The sequence below is a fragment of the Pseudomonas sp. genome, assembly GCF_017744435.1.
Lineage (GTDB): Bacteria > Pseudomonadota > Gammaproteobacteria > Pseudomonadales > Pseudomonadaceae > Aquipseudomonas.
In genome coordinates, this window is the sequence record NZ_JAGIBG010000074.1 from 15,383 (window position 1) to 33,483 (window position 18,101).

14 protein-coding genes are annotated in these 18,101 nt (G+C 64.1%); 5 read left to right on the top strand and 9 right to left on the bottom strand.

Features of this window, described 5'->3' with window-relative positions:
- Positions 1-137: 137 nt before the first annotated feature.
- Positions 138-1,601 carry a glyceraldehyde-3-phosphate dehydrogenase gene (locus J7573_RS26130; RefSeq protein WP_294341582.1) on the bottom strand — a complete coding sequence of 488 codons (1,464 nt, stop codon included), beginning with the start codon at positions 1,599-1,601 and terminating at the stop codon, positions 138-140.
- Between the two features lie 168 nt (positions 1,602-1,769).
- Between J7573_RS26130 and mfd the strand changes: the two genes are divergently transcribed.
- From mfd to J7573_RS26145, 3 genes are read left to right on the top strand one after another with little or no spacing between them, the layout of a single operon-like run.
- Positions 1,770-5,219, top strand: coding sequence for a transcription-repair coupling factor (gene mfd / locus J7573_RS26135; RefSeq protein ID WP_294341585.1), 3,450 nt, complete (start codon positions 1,770-1,772; stop codon positions 5,217-5,219).
- 9 nt (positions 5,220-5,228) lie between these two features.
- Positions 5,229-5,801, top strand: coding sequence for a CsiV family protein (locus tag J7573_RS26140; RefSeq protein WP_294341587.1), 573 nt, complete (start codon positions 5,229-5,231; stop codon positions 5,799-5,801).
- Between the two features lie 4 nt (positions 5,802-5,805).
- Positions 5,806-9,114 carry a DEAD/DEAH box helicase gene (locus J7573_RS26145; RefSeq protein WP_294341589.1) on the top strand — a complete coding sequence of 1,103 codons (3,309 nt, stop codon included), beginning with the start codon at positions 5,806-5,808 and terminating at the stop codon, positions 9,112-9,114.
- Positions 9,115-9,234: 120 nt separating this feature from the next.
- Here the strand turns inward: J7573_RS26145 and nagZ are convergent, their stop codons facing one another.
- The 3 genes from nagZ to J7573_RS26160 are packed head-to-tail and all read right to left on the bottom strand — an operon-like array spanning position 9,235 to position 11,528.
- Positions 9,235-10,233: a beta-N-acetylhexosaminidase gene (gene nagZ / locus J7573_RS26150; protein WP_181004570.1), complete on the bottom strand. Its 999-nt coding sequence runs from the start codon at positions 10,231-10,233 to the stop codon at positions 9,235-9,237.
- Between the two features lie 22 nt (positions 10,234-10,255).
- Positions 10,256-10,780 carry a L,D-transpeptidase gene (locus tag J7573_RS26155; RefSeq protein ID WP_294341593.1) on the bottom strand — a complete coding sequence of 175 codons (525 nt, stop codon included), beginning with the start codon at positions 10,778-10,780 and terminating at the stop codon, positions 10,256-10,258.
- Between the two features lie 40 nt (positions 10,781-10,820).
- Positions 10,821-11,528: a TetR/AcrR family transcriptional regulator gene (locus J7573_RS26160; protein WP_294341595.1), complete on the bottom strand. Its 708-nt coding sequence runs from the start codon at positions 11,526-11,528 to the stop codon at positions 10,821-10,823.
- A gap of 212 nt (positions 11,529-11,740) precedes the next feature.
- On the opposite strand from J7573_RS26160, the gene lexA reads away from it, so the two are divergent.
- Together lexA and sulA are read left to right on the top strand one after the other, a co-directional pair.
- The gene (gene lexA, locus J7573_RS26165) at positions 11,741-12,349 is read left to right on the top strand and encodes a transcriptional repressor LexA (protein WP_294341597.1); all 609 of its coding nucleotides are present in this window, start codon (positions 11,741-11,743) and stop codon (positions 12,347-12,349) included.
- Between the two features lie 13 nt (positions 12,350-12,362).
- Positions 12,363-12,839, top strand: a complete 477-nt coding sequence (sulA, locus tag J7573_RS26170) for an SOS-induced cell division inhibitor SulA (protein ID WP_294341603.1) — start codon at positions 12,363-12,365, stop codon at positions 12,837-12,839.
- 39 nt (positions 12,840-12,878) lie between these two features.
- On the opposite strand, the gene J7573_RS26175 is transcribed toward sulA, so the two are convergent.
- From J7573_RS26175 to fadA, 5 genes are all read right to left on the bottom strand, one after another.
- Positions 12,879-13,112, bottom strand: a complete 234-nt coding sequence (locus J7573_RS26175; RefSeq protein ID WP_004376430.1) for a hypothetical protein — start codon at positions 13,110-13,112, stop codon at positions 12,879-12,881.
- Between the two features lie 50 nt (positions 13,113-13,162).
- Complete coding sequence (locus J7573_RS26180; protein ID WP_294341638.1) at positions 13,163-13,678, bottom strand: DUF6586 family protein; 516 nt, start codon at positions 13,676-13,678, stop codon at positions 13,163-13,165.
- Between the two features lie 187 nt (positions 13,679-13,865).
- Positions 13,866-16,478 carry a type I DNA topoisomerase gene (gene topA / locus J7573_RS26185; RefSeq protein WP_294341641.1) on the bottom strand — a complete coding sequence of 871 codons (2,613 nt, stop codon included), beginning with the start codon at positions 16,476-16,478 and terminating at the stop codon, positions 13,866-13,868.
- 100 nt (positions 16,479-16,578) lie between these two features.
- A complete protein-coding gene (locus J7573_RS26190) occupies positions 16,579-16,830 on the bottom strand; it encodes a DUF1653 domain-containing protein (protein WP_079227151.1) in 252 nt (83 codons plus the stop codon).
- Between the two features lie 80 nt (positions 16,831-16,910).
- Positions 16,911-18,086 carry an acetyl-CoA C-acyltransferase FadA gene (gene fadA / locus J7573_RS26195; RefSeq protein ID WP_294341643.1) on the bottom strand — a complete coding sequence of 392 codons (1,176 nt, stop codon included), beginning with the start codon at positions 18,084-18,086 and terminating at the stop codon, positions 16,911-16,913.
- Between the last annotated feature and the right edge of the window lie 15 nt (positions 18,087-18,101).

Consider the following 18,101-nt stretch of genomic DNA (forward strand, 5'->3'; position numbering starts at 1 on the left):
ATCACAAGCCTTGAAAGCAGTGATATCCCTGTGGGAGCGGGCAAGCCCGCGAAGAGGCCGGCACAGCCAACAACAAGTGCCAGGCAAAAAAAACGGGAACCCGAAGGTTCCCGTTTTTTCATGCGCTTACAAGCGAATCAGCGTGGAAACGCTGGCGGGTTCACACCCGACATCTCTTCCATCACGCGAACGACCTGGCAGCTGTAGCCAAATTCGTTGTCGTACCAGACGTACAGGACAACGCGGTTGTCGTTGGCGATGGTCGCCTCGGCATCCACCACACCGGCGTGGCGCGAACCGACGAAGTCGGTCGAAACCACTTCCTGCGAGCTGACGTAGTCGATCTGCTTGTGCAGTTCCGAGTGCATGGCGGTCTGGCGCAGGTACTCGTTGATCTCGTCGCGGGTGGTCGGTTTCTCGAGGTTCAGGTTGAGAATGGCCATCGAAACGTTCGGCGTCGGAACACGAATGGCGTTGCCGGTCAGCTTGCCTTTCAGCACTGGCAGTGCCTTGGCGGCAGCGGTGGCGGCGCCGGTTTCGGTGATGACCATGTTCAGCGGCGCGGCACGGCCACGGCGGCTGCCCTTGTGGAAGTTGTCGATCAGGTTCTGGTCGTTGGTGAACGAGTGAACGGTTTCGACGTGGCCGTTGACGATGCCGTACTGGTCGTTGATGGCCTTGAGCACCGGCACGATGGCGTTGGTGGTGCAGGAGGCTGCCGAGATGATCTTGTCATCGGCAGTGATGTCACCGTGGTTGATACCGTGCACGATGTTCTTCAGCGCGCCCTTGCCAGGTGCGGTGAGGATCACGCGAGCAGCGCCCGGGCAGGCCAGGTGCTGGCCCAGGCCGTCGGCATCACGCCATACGCCGGTGTTATCGACGATCAGCGCGTTGTTGATGCCGTACTGGGTGTAGTCGACTTCGCTCGGGCTCTTGGCGTAGATGATCTGGATCAGGTTGCCGTTGGCAGTGAGGGTGTTGTTGGCTTCGTCGATGGTGATGGTGCCATCGAACGGGCCATGCACCGAGTCACGGCGCAGCAGGCTGGCACGCTTGACCAGGTCGTTCTCAGCGCCTTTGCGCACGACGATGGCACGCAGGCGCAGGCCGTCGCCGCCACCGGTCTTCTCGATCAGGATGCGCGCCAGCAGGCGGCCGATGCGGCCGAAGCCGTACAGGACGACGTCAGTACCCTTGCGGGCCGAGACGTTCTGCTGGCCAACCACGTCGGCCAGCTCTTCACGGACGAACTGCTCGGCAGTGCGGCCGTTGCCTTCCTGCTTGAACTTGTTGGCCAGCTTGCCCAGGTCGACCGAAGCGGCGCCCAGTTTCAGCTCGCTCATGGCCTTGAGCAGGGGGAATGTCTCGTGTACGGACAGTTCGGTCTCGTCGGTCTGACGGTGACGCGCAAAGCGGTGGGCTTTGAGGATCGAGATAACCGAACGGTTGATCAGGCTGCGGCCATAAATCGAGCTCACCACATTGTTGTTGCGGTAGAGCTGACCGATAAGCGGGATCATCGCTTCAGCCAGAGCTTCACGATCGATCCACTCACCAAGACACTGGTCGGGCTTCTGAGTCACGGGAACCTTCCACATGTAGGGACAGAAAAAAGGGGCTACATTATGACGCCCCTGCGCGTAACCGGCAATGAGCGCCTGTCGCCGATGGCAAAGCCCGCTGTTCATGGCCTGTGAAGCCTGACAGCAGGCACCGTCACCGGTACAATCGATCTCTTTGCCGCAACGCTTGGAGTGCAATCTCCCGTGTCAGTTCTGCGCCTTCCGCAAATGTCGGCCACGGCCGGCAAACAAACCTGGGGCAACCTGCCCGGGGCCGCCCTCAGCCTGGCCATCGCCGAGGCCGCCAGCAGCGCGGGCCGCTTCACCCTGCTGCTGACCGCCGACAGCCAGGCGGCCGATCGTCTGGAACAGGAGCTGCGCTTCTTTGCCCCGGACCTGCCGGTGCTGCCGTTCCCCGATTGGGAAACCCTGCCCTACGACCTGTTCTCGCCGCACCAGGACATCATCTCCCAGCGCATCGCCAGCCTCTACCGGCTGCCGGAGCTGAGCCACGGCATTCTGGTAGTACCGATCACCACCGCCCTGCACCGCCTGGCCCCCACGCGTTTCCTGCTGGGCAGCAGCCTGGTGCTGGACGTGGGCCAGACCATCGACGTCGAACAGATGCGCACGCGCCTGGAGGCCACCGGCTACCGCTGCGTCGACACGGTCTACGAGCATGGCGAGTTCGCCGTGCGTGGCGCCCTGATCGACCTGTTCCCGATGGGCAGCAAGCTGCCCTATCGCATCGACCTGTTCGATGACGAGATCGAGACCCTGCGCACCTTCGACCCGGAGACCCAGCGCTCGATCGACAAGGTCGACTCGATCCGCCTGCTGCCGGCGCGCGAGTTCCCCATGCAGAAGGAAGAGGTGACCCGCTTCAAGGCGCGCTTCCGTGAGCGCTTCGATGTCGACTTCCGCCGCAGCGCGATCTTCCAGGACCTGGCCAGCGGCATCATCCCCGCCGGCATCGAGTACTACCTGCCGCTGTTCTTCGAAGAGACCTCGACCCTGTTCGACTACCTGCCCGCCGACACCCAGGTGTTCTCGCTGCCGGGCGTCGAGCAAGCTGCCGAGCACTTCTGGAACGACGTGCGCGGGCGCTATGAAGAACGCCGTGGCGACCTGACCCGCCCGTTGCTGCCGCCAGCCGAACTGTTCCTGCCCGTGGAGGACTGCTTCGCCCAGCTCAAGCAGTGGCCACGGGTGGTGGTCAGCGCCGACGACATCGAAGCCGGTGCCGGCCGCGAGCGCTTCCCGGCACGCGCCCTGCCCAACCTGGCCATCGAAGCCAAGGCCAACCAGCCGCTGGCGGCGCTGGCCGAGTTCCTCGACCAGTTCAGCGGCCGCGTGTTGTTCACCGCCGAATCGGCGGGCCGCCGCGAGGTGCTGCTGGAACTGCTCGAACGCCTCAAGCTGCGCCCGCAGACGGTCGACAGCTGGGCCGATTTCATTACCGGCCGTGAGCGCCTGGCGATCACTATCGCCCCGCTCGACGACGGCCTGCTGCTGGAAGACCCGGCCGTTGCCCTGGTCGCCGAGAGCCCGCTGTTCGGCCAGCGCGTGATGCAGCGCCGGCGCCGTGAAAAACGCGGCGAGGCCGCCAACGACGCGGTCATCAAGAACCTCACCGAGCTGCGCGAAGGCGCGCCGGTGGTGCACATCGACCATGGCGTGGGCCGCTACCTGGGCCTGGCCACCCTGGAGATCGACGGCCAGGCCGCCGAATTCCTCACCCTGGAATATGCCGAGGGCGCCAAGCTGTATGTGCCGGTAGCCAACCTGCACCTGATCGCCCGCTACACCGGCAGCGATGACGCCCTGGCGCCACTGCACCGGCTGGGCTCCGAGGCCTGGCAGAAAGCCAAGCGCAAGGCCGCCGAACAGGTTCGTGACGTGGCGGCCGAGCTGCTCGACATCTATGCCCGCCGCGCGGCGCGCAAGGGCTATGCGTTTGCCGACCCGGCTGCCGACTACGCCACGTTCAGCGCGGGCTTCCCGTTCGAGGAGACCCCCGACCAGCAAGCGGCGATCGAGGCGGTGCGCGTCGACATGCTGGCACCCAAGCCGATGGACCGCCTGGTGTGCGGCGACGTCGGCTTCGGCAAGACCGAAGTGGCCATGCGCGCCGCCTTCATCGCAGTGCACAGCGGCCGCCAGGTGGCGGTGCTGGTGCCGACCACCCTGCTCGCCCAGCAGCACTACAACAGCTTCCGCGACCGCTTTGCCGAATGGCCGGTGAAGGTCGAGGTGATGAGCCGCTTCAAGTCGGCCAAGGAAGTGGCCGCTGCGGCCGCCGACCTCGCCGAAGGCAAGATCGACATCCTTATCGGCACCCACAAGCTGCTGCAGGATGACGTGCGCTTCAAGGACCTGGGCCTGGCGATCATCGACGAGGAACACCGGTTCGGCGTGCGCCAGAAGGAGCAGCTCAAGGCCCTGCGCAGCGAAGTGGACATCCTCACCCTGACCGCCACGCCGATCCCGCGCACGCTGAACATGGCGGTGGCGGGCATGCGCGACCTGTCGATCATCGCCACGCCGCCGGCGCGGCGCCTGTCGGTGCGCACCTTCGTCATGGAGCAGAACAAGAGCACGGTCAAGGAAGCGCTACTGCGTGAACTGCTGCGCGGCGGCCAGGTGTACTACCTGCACAACGATGTGAAAACCATCGAGAAGTGCGCCTCCGAGCTGGCCGAGCTGGTTCCGGAAGCACGTATCGGCATCGGCCACGGGCAGATGCGCGAACGCGAACTGGAACAGGTGATGAGCGACTTCTATCACAAGCGCTTCAACGTGCTGATCGCCTCGACCATCATCGAGACCGGCATCGACGTGCCCAGTGCCAACACCATCGTCATCGAGCGCGCCGACAAGTTCGGCCTGGCCCAGCTGCACCAGCTGCGCGGCCGGGTTGGCCGTAGCCACCACCAGGCCTACGCCTACCTGCTGACGCCGCAGCGGCAGAAGATCAGCGCCGACGCCGAAAAGCGCCTGGAGGCCATCGCCAACACCCAGGACCTCGGTGCCGGCTTCGTGCTGGCCACCAACGACCTGGAGATCCGCGGTGCCGGCGAGCTGCTTGGCGAAGGCCAGAGCGGGCAGATCCAGGCAGTGGGCTTCACCCTGTACATGGAAATGCTCGAACGTGCGGTCAAGGCCATCCGCAAGGGCACCCAGCCAAACCTCGAGCAGCCGCTGGGCGGCGGCCCGGAGATCAACCTGCGCCTGCCGGCGCTGATTCCCGAGGACTATCTGCCCGACGTGCACGCCCGCCTGATCCTCTACAAGCGCATCGCCTCGGCGGCCGACGAAGACGGCCTCAAGGACCTGCAAGTGGAGATGATCGACCGCTTCGGCCTGCTGCCCGAGCCGACCAAGAACCTGATGCGCCTGACCCAGCTCAAGCTGCAGGCGGAAACCCTCGGCATCAAGAAGGTCGACGCCGGCCCCAACGGCGGCAAGCTCGAATTCGAGGCCGAGACCCCGGTCGATCCGCTGACCCTGATCAAGCTGATCCAGGGCCAGCCCAAACGCTACAAGTTCGAAGGCGCGACGCAGTTCCGTTTCCTGGTACCGATGGAACGCCCCGAAGAACGCTTCAATACCCTGGAGGCGCTGTTCGAGCGCCTGACCCCACAGCCTGCCTAAGGAAGATCCATGCGTGCCATCCGTTGCCTGACCCTGCTGCTCGCGCTGTTCGCGCCAGCTGCCTTTGCCGAAGGGATGTATCAGGTAGAAATGATCCTGGTGCGGCAGAACAGCGTGCCTGCCTTCACCAGCCCGTTCGCCCCGGAAGACTGGAGCGCGGGCGCCCCGCGCCTGGACAAGGGCGCCGAACGCCCGCTGGCCCTGCAGGACGAGGCCACTCGACTGGAGGCCACCGCCGACTACACCGTGCTGCTGCACAAGGCCTGGCAGCAGCCGGTCAGCAGCGACACCAGCCGCATCGCCCTGGGCGCCGGCAACGAGCAGTTCGGCCACTTCCCCATCGAGGGCAACCTGGGCATCACCGCCGGCCGCTTCATCGCCGTAGAGGCCAACTTCTGGGTCAACCAGCTCGACAGCAACGGTAACGTGCTGCAAAGCGAACAGTTCAAGCAGAGCAACAGCAACATGAAAGGCGGCCAGCTGACCTTCCTCGATGGCGGCCATCTGGCGCTGCTGCTGAAGGTCACGCCACCGGGCACGCCGAAGATGCCAGTAATGGACCCGGAGATGATGGAGCAGTAATGCAATGAGCCGCGACGCTCTCCAGTTGCTGCGCGAGTACCCGAACTGGACCCAGTCGTTCACCGACCCGGTCCTGCAGCGCGGCGAGCGTTACGCCCGGGAAGACCGGGTAGAAATCGAACACTGCAGCGGCCCACACATCGAAGCCACCTGTCGTGGCAGCGAAGGCAGCCCCTATCGACAGAAGATCACCCTCACCGCCCTGGCTGGCCGCTGCCACGTCCGCGGCCAGTGCAGTTGCCCGGTGGGGCAGAACTGCAAGCATTGCGCTGCAGCATTGTTCGTCCTGAGCGAGCCACAGGCAGCGGCGAACAATGGCGGCGATACACTGCCAGCCAACCTGCAGCGCTGGCTGAAAGGCCTCGAGCAACCTGTGCAGGAGCCCGCCGAAGCCCAGGACAAACGCGGGCGCATGGTCTGCTACCAGCTCAGGCTGACCGAAGAACCCGGCTGCGCGCTGCGGGTACGCAAAGGCATGCGCGAAGAGCAGGGCCTGCGCTACGCCCGTGTGCAGTCTCTGTACGAATTCCTTTACGAGCCCCCACGCTTCGTCAAGGAAGAAGACATCCGCATCCTGCGCCTGCTTTCGGCACTGAATCAGACCGGTAGCCAGGATCGCGGCTACCAGCTCAAAGGCCAGGAAGGCGGCGAACTGTTTCAGCGCGCGCTGGATACCGGACGCATGCTCTGTGACGAGAACAAGCCGCTGCTGCGCGAGGGGCCTGCGCTTGCGGCCGAATTCCGCTGGGTGCGACTGGATAATGGTCACTATCGCGGCATCTGGTATCACGGCGAAACACCGCTGAGCTGCGTGATTGCGCTACTGCCACTTTATTATTTCGATTTTTCGAGCAGTGAAGTGGGCAAGATCGAGCACAGCCTTGATCCACACATTGCCCTGCAACTGACCATCGCCCCTGATGTCCCGGAACACCTCGTCGTGCCTCTCAGCCACAAGCTCAACGCCTTGAACCACCAACTCCCTACGCCGACAACGCTGGACGAACAACTCATCAACGGCCTGCAACCCAGGCCGCACCTGACCCTCGGCAGCCTCGAATTCAGTGCCTACATGCCCAAGACCGGGCGCATGCAACGGCAGATGCAGCACCGCGCCGCACTGGCGTTCGACTACGACGGCCTGCGCGCCAGCGGCAACGACGACAAGCCTTTGACCCGCCTGGTCGATGCCACCAACCAGCGCATCCGCCGTCAGCCCCAGGCCGAGCAGGCGCTGCGCAAGGTGTTGCGCGACTTCGGTTTCAAGCCCGCCACCCGGCAAAGCAAGGCCCTGCCCGACAGCGCTGGCGAGATGCTTCAACTGCCCGACGACGAAGCCTGGCTGCGCTTCGCCCGCGATGGCCTGCCTCGCTTGCGCGAGGCCGGCTGGGACATCGACATCCACCGCGACTTCGCCTTCAACCTGCAGGACGTGGACGACTGGTACGCCAGCATCGACGAAGCGCCAGGGCATGAATGGTTCGACCTGGAACTGGGCATCGTGGTCGAAGGCCAGCGTCACAGCCTGCTGCCGATCGTGCTGCAACTGCTGCGCAGCAACCCCGAACTGCTGCGCCCTAGCGAGCTGGCACGGCGCAGCGACGACGAGCACCTGCTGATCGACCTCAACCGCGGCCGCCTGGACAGCCCGGCGCTGCGCGTCGCCCTGCCCTACGGCCGCATCAAGGCGGTGATGGGCACCCTTGGCGAGCTGTACCTGCACGAGGATGCGGTCGGCCCGACCCTGCGCATGGACCGCGCCGACGCCGCGCGCCTGAACGACATCGAGCACCTGCCGCTGCACTGGGAGGGCGGCGCCCATGTGCGCGACCTCGGCCGGCGCCTGCGTGATGCCCGCGACCTGCAGGTCGAAGTACCGATCGGGCTCAACGCCACCTTGCGGCCCTACCAGCAGCAAGGCCTCAACTGGCTGCAGGCCCTGCGCGAAATGGGCACCGGCGGCATCCTTGGCGACGACATGGGCCTGGGCAAGACCCTGCAGGCCCTGGCTCACCTGCTGCTAGAGAAGCAGTCCGGGCGCCTGACCGCTCCGGCACTGGCGGTGATGCCCACCAGCCTGGTGCCCAACTGGCTCGACGAAGCCCGACGCTTCGCTCCAGGCCTGCGCGTTCTGGCCCTGCACGGCCCGGGTCGCAGCAAGCACTTCGCCAAGCTGCACGAATACGACCTGGTGCTCAGCACCTATGCCCTGGTACCACGCGACCTGGAACACCTGCGCGCGCAAGCCTGGCATGTGCTGGTGCTGGACGAGGCGCAGAACATCAAGAGCAGCACCAGCAAGGCCGCCCTCGCCGTCTGCGAGCTGCAGGCCAACCAGCGCCTGTGCCTGACCGGCACGCCAATGGAAAACAACCTGGGCGAGCTGTGGTCGATCTTCCACTTCCTCATGCCCGGCTGGCTGGGTGACGTGAAACGCTTCAACCAGGATTACCGCACCCCGATCGAACGCCACGCCGACGCCGAGCGCCTGGCGCACCTGGTCACCCGGGTGCGCCCGTTCCTGCTGCGCCGCACCAAGGAACAGGTGGCCACCGAGCTGCCGGCCAAGACCGAAATGGTCCACTGGGTCGAACTCAGTGACGCCCAGCGCGACACCTACGAAGCGGTGCGCGTGGCCATGGACAAGAAGGTCCGCGACGAAATCGCCCGCAACGGTGCGGCGCGCAGCCAGATCGTGATCCTCGACGCCCTGCTCAAGCTGCGCCAGGTGTGCTGCGACCTGCGCCTGGTCAAAGGGGTCGAGACCAAGGGCAACCAGGCCGACAAGGGCAAGCTCGGCGCGCTGCTGGAGATGCTCGAAGAGCTGCTCAGCGAGGGGCGCCGGGTCCTGCTGTTCTCGCAGTTCACCTCGATGCTGGCACTGATCGAGCAGGAGCTGGAAAAGCGCAAGATCCGCTACAGCCTGCTCACCGGCGACACCCGCGACCGGCGCACGCCAGTGCAACAGTTCCAGCAGGGCGACAGCGAAGTGTTCCTGATCAGCCTCAAGGCTGGTGGTGTGGGGCTGAACCTCACCGCTGCGGACACCGTGATCCACTTCGACCCGTGGTGGAACCCGGCCAGCGAGAACCAGGCGACCGACCGCGCCTACCGGATTGGCCAGGACAAGCCGGTGTTTGTGTTCAAGCTGATAACCCGGGGGACGGTGGAAGAGAAGATCCAGGCGCTGCAGCAGGAGAAGGCAGCATTGGCGGCAAGCCTGCTCGATGGTGGGCAGGCGGGGCAGTGGCGGCTGGGGGATGATGAGATTGAGGCGCTGTTTGCCCCCTTGCCTGGCAAGCGGGGGCGCTAAGCCCGGTTTTTCCTGTACTGGCCTCTTCGCGGGCACGCCCGCTCCCACAGGAATTGCGCTGCTCTCAAGGCCGACGCCATCTCTGTGGGAGCGGGCTTGCCCGCGAAGGGGCCGACGAAGTCAATCGACCAGCTGTGCGTCCTTCAAGGCCCCCAGGGCCTCCAGCCAACGCGGCTGCTGGCGATAATCGGTACGCGCAAAGCCACGCCCACGCATCTGCGCAATGCGCGGCGACGGCTTGACCTTCAAGCGCTGTGCTGCGGTCAATGCCAGCTCCGCCGCCGCCCGGTCGTTGCACACCAGGCCCATGTCGCAACCGGCGCTCAGCGCCGCCTCGATGCGATTGGCGGCATCACCGACCACGTGCGCACCGGCCATGGACAGGTCGTCACTGAAGATCACCCCGTCGAAGCCCAGCTCGCCGCGCAGGATGTCCTGCAGCCAGCGCCGCGAGAACCCGGCCGGCTGGTTGTCGACCTGGGGGTAGATCACATGGGCCGGCATCACCGCCGCCAGTTGCCCGCTGAGGCGGGAGAACGGCACCAGGTCCGCCTGGCGCAGCTGATCGAGGCTGCGCTCGTCGGTAGGAATCGCCACGTGCGAATCCGCCTCGGCCCAGCCATGCCCCGGGAAGTGCTTGCCACAGGCCGCCATGCCCGCTGCATTCATGCCGCGAATGAACGCGCCAGCCAGCTGTGTGGCACGCTCGGGGTTACCTTCGAAGGCACGGCTGCCAACCACCGCGCTGCGCTGGTGATCGAGATCGAGCACCGGCGCGAAGCTGAGGTCGAGGCCGACTGCCAGCACCTCGGTCGCCATCAGCCAGCCGCACTGCTCGGCCAGGTACTCAGCATTGGCATTGTCGGCGATGGCGCGCATCGCCGGCAGGCGCACGAAGCCCTGGCGCAGGCGCTGCACCCGCCCGCCTTCCTGGTCGACCGCCAGGATCAGGTCGGGGCGGATGGCGCGGATCGAGGCGCACAGCTCGCGCACCTGGCGCGGGCTGTCGATGTTGCGGGCAAAGATGATCAGGCCGGCCACTTCCGGCTGGCGCAGGAGCTGGCGATCTTCGGCAGTCAGCCATTTACCGGCGATATCCACCATCAGGGAGCCTTGCAGGCTGGCGGTCATAGGCAATCCTTCATTGCAGATTCAGTGAAGCCCACTGGGGGCAGGCGGCCTCGTCGATACGCACCGGGCAATGTGCCGGAACGCGCTCGAACAGGCCAAGCAGATCGGTGTTGCGCAAACGTATGCAGCCATGGGACAGCGGCACGCCCAAGGGTTCCGTATCCGGCGTGCCGTGCAGATAGATGTAGCGGCGAAAGGTGTCAACACTGCCCAGGCGGTTGATGCCCGGCTCGCAGCCGCTGAGCCAGAGGATGCGGGTCAGGATCCAGTCACGCCCGGGATGCTGCGCGTGCAGCGCCGGCGACCAGACCTCGCCGGTCCAGCGCCGGCCTTGCAGCACGGCATTGACTGGCAAGCCCGCGCCGATCCGCGCACGCACCTGGTGCAGCCCGCGCGGCGTGCAACCCGAGCCACCGCGCTCACCCGCGCCATTGCGCGCAGTGGACACCGCAAGGCGCACGCGCAGCTGGCCCTGGGCAAAGCCGTAGAGGCGCTGGTCGGCGAGGGAGATGTGCAGGAAATCGAGGTCAGGCATGGGCGCTAGCTTAGCCGAAGCGCCCTGCCCCGCCCAGCCTTCAGGCCTTGGCGGTGGCGCTGCCCGTCTTGCTGCGCGGGCGCAGCTGGGCGCTGGCCATGGCGTTGTCGGTGACACCGGTGTCGGCACGCATGCCGGCGGCCAGGAACGGCACCATCAGGCGCATGACCTGCTCGATCGACGTGTTGATGCCGAAATCGGTCTCGGCAATGGCGCGCAACGCCTTGATCCCGGACATGCTGAACGCCGCGGCACCCAGCATGAAGTGCACGCGCCAGAACAGCTCCAGCGGCGGAATGCGCGGTGCAGCTTCGTTCACAAGCAGCATGTAGCGGCGGAACACTTTGCCGTACATGTCCTCAAGATAGCGCCGCAGGTGGCCCTGGCTTTGGCTGAAGGCCAGGCCCAGCAGGCGCATGAAGATCGACAGGTCGTTGTTGCTGCGCGGCTGCACCACCAACGCCTGCTCCACCAACATTTCCAGCAGTTCTTCGAGGCTGGGCTTTTGCTCGGGCTTGGCCTGACGCCGTTCCAGCTCGCGTTCCAGGCTGGCGCAGAACGGCCCGAGGAAGCGCGAGAAGACCGCCTGGATCAGGGCTTTTTTCGAGCCGAAATGGTAGTTGACCGCTGCGAGGTTGACCCCGGCCTTGCTGGTAATCAGCCGCAATGAGGTTTCCGCGAAGCCTCGTTCCGCGAACAGCTGCTCGGCAGCATCGAGGATGCGTTCAACGGTTTCAGATTGGGCCATCACTACTCCGCCAGACAGAGACAAACAGGTGTTTGAAACATACGTTTCAGCCCTGCTTATGTCAAGGCTCGGTGACTGGGCGGTCGCCATTTAAAAGCGCCAGACTGCAGGCTGCAAGCGTCATCCTGCGTATTTCCCGCTGCTTTGTGCTTGCAGCGCATCCAGTACTGTATATAATTCCAGTCACTGTATAAAAAGACAGAGCGCCTGCCATGTTGAAACTGACGCCACGCCAAGCCGAGATCCTGGCTTTCATCAAACGCTGCCTCGAAGACAACGGCTTCCCACCGACGCGTGCGGAAATCGCTCAGGAGCTGGGCTTCAAGTCGCCGAACGCCGCCGAGGAGCACCTCAAGGCCCTCGCCCGCAAAGGCGCGATCGAAATGACCCCGGGCGCTTCCCGTGGCATCCGCATTCCGGGCTTCGAGACCAAGGCCGAAGAAAACGGCTTGCCGATCATCGGCCGCGTAGCGGCTGGCGCCCCTATCCTCGCCGAACAGCACATCGAGCAATCCTGCAACATCAACCCGACCTTCTTCCACCCCCGTGCCGACTATTTGTTGCGCGTGCACGGCATGAGCATGAAGGACGTCGGCATCTTCGACGGCGACCTGCTGGCAGTGCACACTTGCCGCGAGGCCCGCAATGGCCAGATCGTCGTCGCTCGCATCGGCGATGAAGTGACCGTCAAGCGCTTCAAGCGCGAAGGCAGCAAGGTCTGGCTGATCGCCGAAAACCCCGAGTTCGCCCCCATCGAAGTCGACCTGAAAGAACAGGAACTGGTGATCGAGGGTTTGAGTGTCGGCGTCATTCGCCGCTGATCCAGGAGGCGTCATGCAGCAGTCCATCCAAGCACATCAGCAGGTCCAGCTTCCGCTGTTCGAAGCGTTCCTCGCCCAGCCGGTACTGCCAGGCCTGAAGGCCAGCGAGCAGGCCCGCAAGAGCAGCCATCCGGAGCTGTTCAGCGAGCTGTCCCTGCGTGGCGCCCCCGAACACTGCCAGAGCCTGTTGGCACCGGTGTTACGTGAACTGAGCGAAGAGGAAGAAGCCCGCTGGCTGACGCTTATCGCCCCACCGGCCAGCCTGACCCAGGCCTGGCTGCGTGATGCCGGGCTGAACCGGGAACGGATCCTGCTGCTGCAGCCCAGCGGCAATCAGAGCGCGCTGCAACTGGCCTGCGAAGCATTGCGACTGGGTCGCAGCCACACAGTCGTCAGCTGGCTGGGTAGCGTCAACGCTACCGCTCGCCAACAACTGGTACGCGCTGCCAGTGCCGGAAACGCACAAAGCCTGAACATCCGCCTCGGCTGATGTTCAGGCTTTGCCTGTAAAGCAATTCAAGCGGACGCTTTAGTGCAGCACGCGTGGCCCTTCGTCGCGCTCCAGCTCACCATCCATCAGGCGACCTGCCATCTGCACGCCAACGCTCAGCATGGCCTTCGCCACCTCGACATGCTGGCCCTGCAGGAACGCCTTGGCGTCTTCCGAGAAATCCAGGGTTACCAGGGAGCCTTCATCCTCGGCGCGACGCAGCTCGATACGGCCATCAGGCAACTCGACAATTTCCAGAAACGACGTAGACATATAGGGCAGTTCTCCACGAAAGGCCGTTAGTGTACCAGCCGCTGCGGCTATCAGCACTCACTCAACGCGTCGCGGAAACGTCTCACCAAGCCTTTGAGGTTATTACGCCAGCTTTCCAGCTCATCCCGCGAAAGCGCAGGATGCTCGGGCTCATCGAGATTGACCGTCTGGATCAGCGGCTGGGTAACGTCGGTTTTGGGTGCTTTTTTCACGACCGGTGGTCGGAACAAATCGGCATAAGCACTGAGCAGTTGCGCCAACCAGGTTTCGCGCTGGCGAACCAGTTCGAGCATCTCCGCCACTTCAGGAATGGCGATGTTGTTCAGCGCATCGTCGGCCAGTGCCTGTTCGACCGAAGCCACCACCGGCAGGCGGTAGAAGCCACCGATTTCATGACACAGCCCCAGCAGCGCGCCGTACAGGTGGAACAGCGCCGACTCGCGTTCGGCCTGGATCAGGCCTTGAGCGTTCATGGCCTGGCTCTGTTCGGCCTTGGCCATGGATTCGAGGGCCAGGCCTGCGAAGAACAGTTTCTGGTTGGTGCGGGTGTAGAGTTCCTGGGCCATTTCAGTGCCCTCCGTAAGGCTGCGAGGCGGATAGCTGCATCATAAATGATTGGGGCCGCCTTGCGGCCCTTCGCGGGTAAACCCGCTCCCACAGAGATCGCAACAGCCCTAAGGGCGATGCCTTACCTGTGGGAGCGGGTTCACCCGCGAAGGGGCGCGAAGCGGCCCCAATTACAGCGCCAAAGGATCAGCGCTTGTCTTCGACTTTCCAGCTTCCACCGTCGTAGAACGCCTTCCAGCCGGTCGGCTTGCCATCGACCTCGGACTGCACGTACTGCTCCTTGGTCTTGCGGCTGTAACGAATCACCGCCGGGCGACCTTCCGGGTCTTTCTGTGGTGCATCGCACAGGAAGTGGTACTTCGGATCGATCTCGTGCTTGTGCGGCACGATCTCCAGCACCAGCGGTGCACGGGTCTCGCGGTTTTTCGGGAACTGGCTGGCAGCCAGGAACAGCCCCGAAGCGCCATCACGCAACACGTAGGTGTCGTCGACCTTCTCGCACTTGAGCTCTGGCATTTCCACCTTGTCCATCTTAGGTGGCGCTGCCTCGCCGCTCTTGAGCAGTTTGCGGGTGTTCTTGCACGTCGGGTTGGTGCAACCGAAGAACTTGCCGAAACGGCCCGTCTTGAGCTGCATTTCGCTGCCGCACTTGTCGCACTCCAGGCTCGGCCCTTCGTAGCCCTTGATACGGTAGCTGCCCTCTTCGATCTCGTAGCCAGCGCAATCCGGGTTGTTACCGCAGATGTGCAGCTTGTGCTTCTCGTCCAGCAAGTAGGCATCCATCGCCGTGGCACAGATCGGGCAGCGGTGCTTGCCGAGCAGCACGCGCGACTCCGATTCACCCTCGTCGTCCGCGGCAATCTCGTCGCCCGGCACCAGGTTCACGGTCGCCTTGCAACGCTCTTTCGGCGGCAGGCTGTAACCCGAGCAACCGAGGAACACGCCAGTGGAGGCGGTGCGGATCATCATCGGCCGGCCACATTCCTTGCACGGAATGTTGGTCATGGTCGGCTGATTGGCACGCATGCCGCTTTCGGCGGACTCGGCAGTCAGCAGCTTCTTGCTGAAGTCGCCGTAGAACTCGTCGAGCACGTTCTTCCAGTCACGTTCGCCCTGGGCCACGTCGTCGAGGTTCTCTTCCATGCCGGCAGTGAAGCCGTAGTCCATCAGGTTGGAGAAGCTTTCCGACAGGCGCTCGGTGACGATGTCGCCCATCTTCTCGGAGTAGAAGCGGCGGTTGTGCAAGGTGACGTAACCGCGGTCCTGGATGGTGGAAATGATCGCCGCGTAGGTCGACGGGCGGCCAATGCCGCGCTTTTCCATTTCCTTGACCAGGCTGGCTTCGGTGAAGCGCGCCGGCGGCTTGGTGAAGTGCTGGCTCGGGTCGAGCTGGATCAGCTTGAGCGCTTCGCCCTGGGCCATTTCCGGCAGCACATCGTCCTCGCCCGGCTTGCTCTGCTGTGGCAGCACGCGGGTGTAACCGTCGAACTTGAGGATGCGGCCCTTGGCGCGCAGCTCGAAGTCGCCAGCCGCCACGGTGACGCTGGTGGACAGGTATTGCGCCGGTGGCATCTGGCAGGCCAGGAACTGGCGCCAGATCAGCTCGTACAGGCGCTCCGCGTCCCGCTCCATGCCGCTGAGCTTGGTCGGATGGGTGTTGACGTCGGAGGGGCGAATCGCCTCGTGCGCTTCCTGGGCGCCTTCCTTGCTGCCATACACCAGCGGGGCTTCCGGCAGGTACTGCTTGCCGAACTCGCGCTCGATGTAGCTGCGCGCCATGTCCAGGGCGTCGGCCGACAGGTTGGTCGAGTCGGTACGCATGTAGGTGATGTAACCCGCTTCGTACAGACGCTGGGCCATCATCATGGTCTTCTTCACCCCGAAGCCCAGGCGGTTGCTCGCGGCCTGCTGCAGGGTGGAGGTGATGAACGGGGCCGACGGCTTGCTGCTGGTCGGGCGGTCTTCGCGCTTGATCACGCTGTAGCTGGAAGCCTTGAGCTTCTCCAGCGCAGCCATCGCCTGGGCTTCGTTCAGCGGCTTGAAGGCTTCACCCTTCTCGCGCGCCACTTCGAAGCGCACCTTGGCGTTCTTGGCGGTGCCGAGGTCGGCGTGCACTTCCCAGTATTCTTCCGGGACGAAGGCACGGATCTCGCGCTCACGCTCGACCACCAGCTTCACCGCCACCGACTGCACGCGGCCGGCAGACAGGCCACGGGCGATCTTGGCCCACAGCAGCGGCGAGACCATGTAGCCCACCACGCGGTCGAGGAAGCGCCGCGCCTGCTGGGCGTTGACCCGGTCGATATCCAGCTCGCCCGGCTGCGAGAACGCTTCCTGGATCGCCTTCTTGGTAATTTCGTTGAACACCACGCGCTTGTAGCGGGTGTCGTCACCACCGATGGCTTCGCGCAGGTGCCAGGCAATGGCTTCCCCTTCGCGGTCCAAGTCGGTTGCGAGATAGATGGTGTCGGCATCCTTGGCCAGGCGGCGCAGTTCTTCGATCACCTTTTCCTTGCCAGGAAGGATCTCGTACTTGGCCTTCCAGCCGTGCTCGGGGTCGACACCCATGCGCGCCACCAGCTGGCGACGGGCCTTCTCTTTCGGCGACAGCGCCGGAGCCTCACCCGCAGCAGCCTTGCCACGCTTGGCGGCCGGCTCTTTGCTTGCGCTGGCCGAACCGCTGGTGGGGAGGTCTCGGATATGGCCGATACTCGACTTCACCACGTACTGGTTGCCCAGGTACTTGTTGATGGTCTTGGCCTTGGCCGGGGATTCCACAATGACCAGCGATTTGCCCATGGATCGGAGTATTCCTGAATCTGAAGATGAAAAACGCGTCAGGTGCCGGACGCGGCACCGCTATATATAGTGGCAAAAGAGTGAGGTCAAGCGTGGTCGATCACGCTTGCGACTTGCCAGACAGCTCGGGCAGCCCTTCTTCGGCCTTGACCAAAGCAAAGCGCGGCACCTGCTCGCCGTCAACCTCGACGGACTCCTGGAACATTGCAAGAGGCCTCACCCAGAAGCTGTAATCACCATACAGGCATTGGTAGAAGACCATCCACTCTTCGTTCTCGGAGTGCCGTGCAACACTGAAGACACGGTACTCAGGCCCTTTGTAATGCCGGTATACGCCTGGTTGTATCTGCATGTCGCCCTTCCTCTTGAAACAAATTCTGTAAAAAAACAAAAACCGGGGCACAAGGCCCCGGCTGCTGTCCCGCAACGCGATCAGACGCGTTCGAAGACAGTGGTGATACCTTGGCCGAGGCCGACGCACATGGTCGCCACACCCAGGGTACCGCCGTTCTGCTTCATGACGTTGAGCAGGGTGCCGGAAATACGTGCACCGGAGCAACCGAACGGGTGGCCCAAAGCGATGGCGCCGCCGTGCAGGTTAACCTTCTCATCCATCTTGTCGAGCACTTTCAAGTCTTTGAGCACTGGCAGGGCCTGTGCGGCGAAGGCTTCGTTGAGTTCGATGAAGTCGATATCGGCCATGGTCAGGCCGGCGCGCTTGAGGGCTTTCTGGGTCGCTGGCACCGGGCCGTAGCCCATGATCGCCGGGTCGACACCGGCCACCGCCATCGAGCGGATCACCGCCAGAGGCTGGATGCCCAGGTCCATGGCGCGCTGGCCGGACATGACGATCATGCACGAAGCACCGTCGGTGATCTGCGACGAAGTACCCGCAGTCACGGTGCCGCCTTTCGGGTTGAACGCCGGTTTCAGCGACGCCAGGCCCTCGAGGGTGGTTTCCGGGCGAATGGTCTCGTCGAAGTCGAAGACCTTCAGGAAGCCGTTCTCGTCATAGCCCTGCATCGGGATGATTTCATCCTTGAACTTGCCTTCGACCGTCGCCTTGTGGGCGAGCTGGTGCGAACGCAGGCCGAACAGGTCCTGCTGCTCACGGCTGATGCCATGCATCTTGCCCAGCATCTCGGCGGTCAGGCCCATCATCCCGGACGCCTTGGCCGCGTGCAGCGACATGTGCGGGTTGGGGTCGACGCCATGCATCATGCTGACGTGACCCATGTGCTCGACGCCGCCGACCACGAACACGTCACCGTTGCCGGTCATGATCGCCTGGGCTGCGGTGTGCAGTGCGCTCATCGACGAGCCGCACAGGCGGCTGACGGTCTGGGCGGCCGAGGTGTGCGGGATCTGGGTCATCAGCGACGCCATGCGGGCGATGTTCCAGCCCTGCTCCAGGGTCTGGTTGACGCAGCCCCAGATCACGTCTTCGACTTCTTTCGGGTCAACCTTGCCGTTGCGCTCCAGCAGCTTGCTGATCAGGTGCGCGGACATGTCTTCGGCGCGGGTGTTGCGGTGCATGCCACCCTTGGAGCGGCCCATGGGGGTGCGACCGAAGTCGACAATCACCACGTCTCTTGGATTCAGGCTCATATCAAATCTCTCGCT